Origin of the sequence: Conexibacter stalactiti (assembly GCF_033542075.1) — a bacterium.
GTDB lineage: Bacteria > Actinomycetota > Thermoleophilia > Solirubrobacterales > Solirubrobacteraceae > Conexibacter > Conexibacter stalactiti.
In genome coordinates this window covers 1-6,652 of sequence record NZ_JAWSTH010000173.1, presented here as the reverse complement: position 1 = coordinate 6,652, position 6,652 = coordinate 1, and the positions used below count along the sequence as shown (strand labels likewise).

The 6,652-nt window shown below is 71.0% G+C and carries 7 protein-coding genes; 1 reads left to right on the top strand and 6 read right to left on the bottom strand.

The annotated features are described in order from the left end of the window. The first annotated feature begins 140 nt into the window (after positions 1 to 140). Positions 141 to 989 (top strand): cytochrome c oxidase assembly protein, encoded by an 849-nt coding sequence (locus R7226_RS30570; RefSeq protein ID WP_318601309.1) that lies wholly within the window; start codon positions 141 to 143, stop codon positions 987 to 989. A gap of 3 nt (positions 990 to 992) precedes the next feature. Here R7226_RS30570 and R7226_RS30565 read toward each other — a convergent pair whose 3' ends face one another. The 6 genes from R7226_RS30565 to R7226_RS30540 form a co-directional block, all read right to left on the bottom strand. Then, positions 993 to 1,982, bottom strand: a complete 990-nt coding sequence (locus tag R7226_RS30565; protein ID WP_318601308.1) for an NDP-sugar synthase — start codon at positions 1,980 to 1,982, stop codon at positions 993 to 995. Positions 1,983 to 1,994: 12 nt separating this feature from the next. Then, positions 1,995 to 2,453 carry an RrF2 family transcriptional regulator gene (locus R7226_RS30560; RefSeq protein WP_318601307.1) on the bottom strand — a complete coding sequence of 153 codons (459 nt, stop codon included), beginning with the start codon at positions 2,451 to 2,453 and terminating at the stop codon, positions 1,995 to 1,997. A 36-nt stretch (positions 2,454 to 2,489) separates the two neighbouring features. Further along, a complete protein-coding gene (locus R7226_RS30555; RefSeq protein ID WP_318601310.1) occupies positions 2,490 to 3,791 on the bottom strand; it encodes an adenosylhomocysteinase in 1,302 nt (433 codons plus the stop codon). Beyond that, complete coding sequence (ahcY, locus tag R7226_RS30550) at positions 3,778 to 5,229, bottom strand: adenosylhomocysteinase (protein WP_318601306.1); 1,452 nt, start codon at positions 5,227 to 5,229, stop codon at positions 3,778 to 3,780. The genes R7226_RS30555 and ahcY overlap by 14 nt, the downstream gene beginning before the upstream one ends. After that, positions 5,226 to 5,633, bottom strand: a complete 408-nt coding sequence (locus R7226_RS30545; RefSeq protein ID WP_318601305.1) for a MerR family transcriptional regulator — start codon at positions 5,631 to 5,633, stop codon at positions 5,226 to 5,228. The genes ahcY and R7226_RS30545 overlap by 4 nt, the downstream gene beginning before the upstream one ends. Before the next feature lie 72 nt (positions 5,634 to 5,705). After that, a partial coding sequence (locus R7226_RS30540; RefSeq protein WP_318601304.1) for a CU044_5270 family protein occupies positions 5,706 to 6,652 on the bottom strand: 947 nt, incomplete at its 5' end.

Genomic DNA, 6,652 nt, shown 5'->3' with positions numbered 1-6,652 from the left:
GGGCGGGCGGCGCGGCTCGCGCGCGACGGGCGGGCGCGGCGGGGCGTCGGCGGCGGGTGGGCGGCGGCGGGCGGGCATGCGCAAAGCCTGGCGCGGGGCGCTGTGCCGTCTCCACCCCCGGACTGCGACAATCGCCGCACATGTCTCCGGACGCATCGTGGAACTTTGCGCCGGGCGTCGTCATCGCACTCGTCCTCTACGCCGCGATCTACGTCTGGCGCTGGCGCGCCTCGCGCACGCCGACAGAGCCGCACCCGCCAGAGGTCTGGCGCCTGCTCGTCTTCCTGCTCGGGATCCTCGTCTTCGCGGCCGCGCTGCTGTCGCCGATCGACCCGCTCGGCGAGCAGATCCTCGCGATGCACATGGTCCAGCACGTGCTGCTGCTGGACGTCGCGCCGATCCTCGTGATCCTCGGCTTCACGAAGGTGCTGCTGCGACCGGCGACGCGGCGCATCCACTGGTTCGAGACGCGCGCCGGCTGGCTCGCCGCGCCGCTGTTCGCGGTCTTCTTCTACACCGCCGCGATGTGGGTGTGGCACATCCCCGCGCTCTACAACGCCGCCGCCGAGCACAGCGGCGTGCACGTGCTGGAGCACATCACCTTCGTCTCAGCCGGCTTCCTCTACTGGTGGCACCTGCTGTCGCCGGTCTCGACGCGCCTGCGGCGCGAGGGGATGACGCCGATCGTCTACATGCTCAGCACGAAGGTGACGGTCGGCTTCCTCGGCATCCTGCTGACCTTCGCGCCCGAGGCGATCTACGAGTTCTACGAGAACCAGCCGGAGTTCTGGGGCCTCTCGCCGACCAGCGACCAGGCGCTGGCGGGCGCGATCATGGCCGTCGAGCAGGCGCTCGTGATGGGGATCGCAATCGCCTTCCTGTTCGTGCGGATGCTGAGCGAGGCCGACAAGGCCGACGAGCGCGCCGAACGGCTCGCCGATCGCGAGGCGGAGCAGGCCGCCGGCAGAACGCCGGCGACCAAGAGCTGACGGCTACTGCCGCGGGCGCAGGCGGTCGATGATGCCGGTGCTGCCGGCGATCGCGCCGATCAGGATGCCGCCGGCGGCGACCTCCGTGCCGGGCAGCACGATCGAGTCCTTCAGCGCGGCGCCGTCGCCGATCGTGGCGCCGTCGCCGATCACGAGCGGCCCCTGGAGGCGCACGTCGTTGCCGATCTTGACGTCGCGGCCGATCCACACGGGCGGCTCGATCAGCGTCGCGCCGTCGAGCGTCGTGCCCTCGCCGGCGATCACGTCCTCGGCGATCGGCTCGCCCTCGACCTCGATGTGCAGCTCGCCGCGCATCGCGTCGAAGGTGCCGTCCTTCAGCTCCGACAGCGAGCCGACGTCGTTCCAGTACTCGTCGATCTCGTGGATGTGGAACGGGACGTCCTGCGCCAGCAGCGCCGGGAAGACGTCGTTGGCCCAGTCGACGAACGGCTTGTCGGGGAAGTAGTCGAAGATCGACGGCTCGAACAGGTAGATGCCGCAGTTGCCGAGGTCCGACAGCGCCTCCTCCGGCGCCGGCTTCTCCTGGAAGCCGGTGATGCGGCCCTGGTCGTCGTGCAGCACGACGCCGAACTCGCGCGTGTCAGCGACACGCTTGACGGCCAGCGTCGCGACGCCGCCCGCCTCCTTGTGGCGTGCGACGAAGCGCGACAGGTCGATGTCGGTGAGCGCGTCGCCGGAGATGATCAGGAAGGTGTCGTCGGCGAGGAAGTCGGCGCAGTTGCGCACGCCGCCGGCGGTGCCGAGCAGCTCGGTCTCCTCGCGATAGACGATGCGATCGCCGAAGTACTTCCGGATCGTGTCCGGGAAGTAGTGCAGGTTCGCGACGATCTGCTCGACGCCGTGACGCTCGAGCAGATCGACGATGTGCGCCATGACGGGACGGTCGAGGACCGGCACCATCGGCTTGGGGATCTCGTACGTGAGGGGGCGGAGGCGCGTACCGAGCCCCGCTGCGAGGACCATGGCTTTCATCGGTGCGTGAGGCTAGCGCGTCAGCCAGGCGTCGGGGTCGGCGGTGCGTGCTCTCACGGCCTCCGGGAGTCTGCCGGCGGCGAGGTCGGCGAGCGTCACGTGCTCCAGCACGTCGCGCAGGCTGGCGCGCACGGCGACCCAGACCTCGCGCAGCGGCTCCGCCGTCCCTTCGAAGTCGAGCTTCTCCGGACGTTCGCCGGCGACGGCCGCGAGCGGGCCGTCGATCGCGCGGATCACGTCGGCGACGGTGATCTTGTCGGGCGCATCCGCAAGGCGGTAGCCGCCCTCGGCGCCGCGTCTGGAGATGACGATCCCGCCCTGGCGCATCTGCACGAGGATGTTCTCGAGGAAGCGCAGCGGGATCCCCTGCGCCTGCGCGATCCGCTCGCTCTTGAGCGGATGCTCGTCGGTGACCGCGGCCAGCTCGACGGCGGCTCGGACGGCGTAGTCGGTCTTCGCGGAGATGCGCACGCAGCGGATTGTGTACGACCGGCCGGTCGCGTGCGGCTACGTGCCGATCTCCCAGGAGGTGAGGTAGCTGCGCTGGTCGTCGGTCAGCGCGTCGATCTCGACGCTGAGCGAGGCGAGCGTCAGGCGCGCGATCTCGTGGTCGAGCGCGCGCGGCACCTCCAGCACCTGCGGTCTCAGCTCGTCGGCGTGGCGCACGAGGTACTCGGCGACGAGCGCCTGGTTGGCGAAGGCGACGTCCATCACCGCGGCCGGGTGACCTTCGGCGGCGGCGAGGTTGACGACGCGACCCTGCGCCAGCAGGTGCAGGCGGCGGCCGTCGGGAGTGACGAACTGCTCGACGTGCTCGCGCACCTCGCGCCGCTCGGGCGCGACCGCGCGCAGGTCGGCGAGGCTGATCTCGACGTCGAAGTGGCCGGCGTTGCAGAGCAGCGCGCCGTCGCGCATCAGCTCGAAGTGCTCGCGGCGGACGACGTCGCGGCCGCCGGTGGCGGTCACGAAGACGTCGCCCTTGGCGGCGGCGGCGAGCGCCGGCATCACCTCGAAGCCGTCGAGCTTGGCCTCCAGCGCGCGCAGCGGATCGACCTCGCAGACGACGACCTGACTGCCTGCCCCGCGGGCGCGCAGCGCGATCCCGCGCCCGCACCAGCCGTAGCCGAAGACGACCACGACGCGGCCGGCGAGCAGCGTGTTGGTCGCGCGCAGGATGCCGTCGAGCGTCGACTGACCGGTGCCGTAGCGGTCGTCGAAGAAGCGCTTCGTCTGCGCCTCGCCGACGGCGACGACGGGGAAGCCGAGCTTGCCCTCCGCCTCGAGCGCGCGCAGCCGCAGCACGCCGCTGGTCGTCTCCTCGGTGCCGCCGACGATCTCGCTCAGCAGCTCGGTGCGGCGGCTGTGGAGGACCGAGATCACGTCGGCGCCGTCGTCCATCGTGACGTGCGGCTTGGTGTCGACGACCCGCTCGATGTGGTCGTAGTAGGTCGCCATGTCCTCGCCCTGGATCGCGTGGACGGCGATCCCGCTGCGGTCGACGAGCGCGGCGGCGACGTCGTCCTGGGTCGAGAGCGGGTTGGAGGCGCACAGCGCCACGTCGGCCCCGCCCGCGCTCAGCGCGCGGACGAGGTTGGCCGTCTCGGTCGTGACGTGCAGGCAGACGGCGATGCGAACGCCGTCGAGCGGCCGCTCGCGCGCGAACCGCTCGCGGATCGAGCGCAGCACGGGCATGCGCGCGTCGGCCCACTCGATCCGCGCCTGACCGACCTCGGCAAGGCCGAGGTCGGAGACATCGTGATGCGGCGGCGCCGGGGCGCCGCCGCGCTTGGGGGGTCTAGTAGCGGTAATGGTCCGGCTTGTAGGGGCCGTCGACGGGGACGCCGATGTAGGCAGCCTGCTCCTCGCTGAGCTTCGTCAGCTTGACGCCGAGCGCGTCGAGGTGGAGACGGGCGACCTTCTCGTCGAGGTGCTTGGGGAGCACGTAGACCTTCTTCTCGTACTCGCCCGGCTTCGTGAACAGCTCGATCTGGGCGATCGTCTGGTTCGTGAAGGAGTTCGACATCACGAACGAGGGGTGGCCGGTCGCGTTGCCGAGGTTCAGCAGGCGGCCCTCGGAGAGCATGATGATCGTGTGGCCGTCCGGGAAGCGCCACTCGTCGACCTGCGGCTTGACGGTCTCGCGCACGATGCCGTCGTACTTCGTCAGGCCGGCGATGTCGATCTCGTTGTCGAAGTGGCCGATGTTGCCGACGATCGCCTGGTGCTTCATCTTCGCCATGTCGTCGACGGTGATGATGTCCTTGTTGCCCGTCGTCGTGATGAAGATGTCGGCCTTGTCGACGACGTCCTGCAGCGGCTTGACCTCGTAGCCCTGCATCGCGGCCTGCAGCGCGCAGATCGGGTCGATCTCGGTGATGATGACGCGGGCGCCCTGGCCGCGCAGCGACTCAGCGCAGCCCTTGCCGACGTCGCCGAAGCCGCAGACGACGGCGACCTTGCCGCCGATCATCACGTCGGTCGCGCGATTGATGCCGTCGATCAGCGAGTGGCGGCAGCCGTAGAGGTTGTCGAACTTCGACTTCGTGACCGAGTCGTTGACGTTGATCGCCGGGAACAGCAGCGTGCCGGCCTCGGTCATCTCATACAGACGATGGACGCCGGTCGTCGTCTCCTCCGTGACGCCCTTGATGCCCTGGCCGATCTTCGTCCAGCGCTGCGGGTCCTCCTGCAGCGAGCGCTGCAGCAGCGTGAGGAAGACGGTGAACTCCTCCGACTCCGCCGTCGAGGGGTCCGGCACGGCGCCGGCGGCCTCGAACTCGGTGCCCTTGTGGACGAGCATCGTGGCGTCGCCGCCGTCGTCGAGGATCATGTTGGGGCCGTCCTCGCCGGGCCACAGCAGGGCCTGCTCGGTGCACCACCAGTACTCCTCCAGCGTCTCGCCCTTCCAGGCGAAGACGGGGATGCCCTGCGGATCCTCGGGCGTGCCGTTGGGGCCGACGGCGATGGCGGCCGCGGCGTGGTCCTGCGTCGAGAAGATGTTGCAGGAGACCCAGCGGACCTCGGCGCCGAGAGCAGTCAGCGTCTCGATCAGGACCGCGGTCTGGATCGTCATGTGGAGCGAGCCCATGATGCGCGCGCCCTTGAGCGGCTGCGACGCGGCGTACTCCTCACGGATCGACATCAGGCCGGGCATCTCGTGCTCGGCGAGCTGGATCTCCTTGCGCCCGAAGGCGGCGAGGGAAAGGTCGGCGACCTTGAAGTCGTGCTGAGTGGACGTGGCGGTCATCCGATGGTTCCTCCGGTGAGTTCCGTAGCGATGGTGGTGGGCGTGGCGGTGGCGGCGGCGAGCAGCTTCTCGGCCTTGCCCTGCTCCCAGCTGAGCCAGTCGCCGACGGCGACGTGCTCGGGCTTGGCCGGCTCGGCTTCGAACCACTCCTCGACGGCGCTGCGCAGCTCGGCGTCGTTGCCGAGCCGCAGTGCGAAGACGACGTCGGAGAGGCCGAGGTCGAACCGCTGCAGCAGCTCCCGCAGCGTTCGCAGGCGTTGCAGCTCCGCGGCGCCGTAGAGGCGATAGCCGGACGCCGACCGCGCGGGCACGACGAGACCGCTGCGCTCGATGTAGCGCAGCATGCGGGGCGACCAGCCGGTCGTCTCCGCGGACTCGTGGATCGTGAGCGCGTCCGTCGCCATGGGCGGCGCCAACCTTACCACGCTCGTGTCAACGTTTGGGAGGGGCGGTCCGCGGACCGCCCCTCCCCCGCGCTACGGACGTGCTCTCTTCGAGTCGACGATGCCGCTCGCGACGTAGGTCGTGCGGGTTCTCCAGCCGGCCGGCACGCGCGTCTCGCGGACCGGTCTGAACTCCTCCGTCAGCAGGAACTGGTCTCTCAGCAGCACCGTCCGCTGCTCCAGCAGGGTGCCGGTCGCCGGGTCGACGACCAGCTCGGAGCGGAAGCCGCGCAGCGTCTGCGCGACGACGGTGCCGGGGCGGCCGAGCGTGTCGGTCGATCTGCCGCGCAGCTCGACGCCCGGGATCCGCGCGAGCACGCGGTAGGTCGCGGCGCGCAGCGCCGGCGGCGTCGGCGCCTGCTGCTGCCCGAGCAGGCCGACGGCGCGCTCCCAGCTCATCGTCGCGGCGACGGTCGCGGGCGCGACGGTGCCCTCGGCCGATCTGCGCGAGGCCGCCGCGATCAGCTCGTAGAGCCGCTGCGGGTCGGTCGGCAGCGCGCGCAGCGCCCGCGGCGACAGCTGACCGAAGTCGTCGAGACTCTCTCCCAGCGGCTGACGCTGCGGCGCGACGCGCATGTCGGTCACCTCGCCGGCCCACCGTCTGCCGCTGGCGAGCCAGTCGCGCTCGGCGCGCGCGCTCGGGAAGCGGCCTCGCGTGCCGGTCACCGAGCGCGTGCGGCCCCAGCCGCTCGCGGCCGCCCACTCCTCCGTCGTGACCGGCAGCGTGATGCCGGGATACGGGCCTCTGCCGTCCGCGTGGGCGGTCGAGAAGTGCTGCTCGCCGACGGTCTTCGTGTACCAGTACTGGCCGGCTCTCAACGGCACGTACGGCTGCTGCGCGGCGCCGACGGCCGCCTCGCGCAGCAGTTGCGCGGCGGTCGCCGGCTGCGGCTGCACGTCGCCGCCGCCGAGGCCGCTGCCGAGCGCGATCGCGACCGCCGCGACGCCGGCCAGCGCGAGGCCGCCGACGCCGGCGAGCA

Bases quoted from the DNA above. Each gene is read 5' to 3' on its own strand.
- R7226_RS30570 (WP_318601309.1), top strand. From the start codon at position 141: ATGTCTCCGGACGCATCGTGGAACTTTGCGCCGGGCGTCGTCATCGCA.
- R7226_RS30565 (WP_318601308.1), bottom strand. From the start codon at position 1,982: ATGAAAGCCATGGTCCTCGCAGCGGGGCTCGGTACGCGCCTCCGCCCC.
- ahcY (WP_318601306.1), bottom strand. From the start codon at position 5,229: ATGACCGCCACGTCCACTCAGCACGACTTCAAGGTCGCCGACCTTTCC.
- R7226_RS30545 (WP_318601305.1), bottom strand. From the start codon at position 5,633: ATGGCGACGGACGCGCTCACGATCCACGAGTCCGCGGAGACGACCGGC.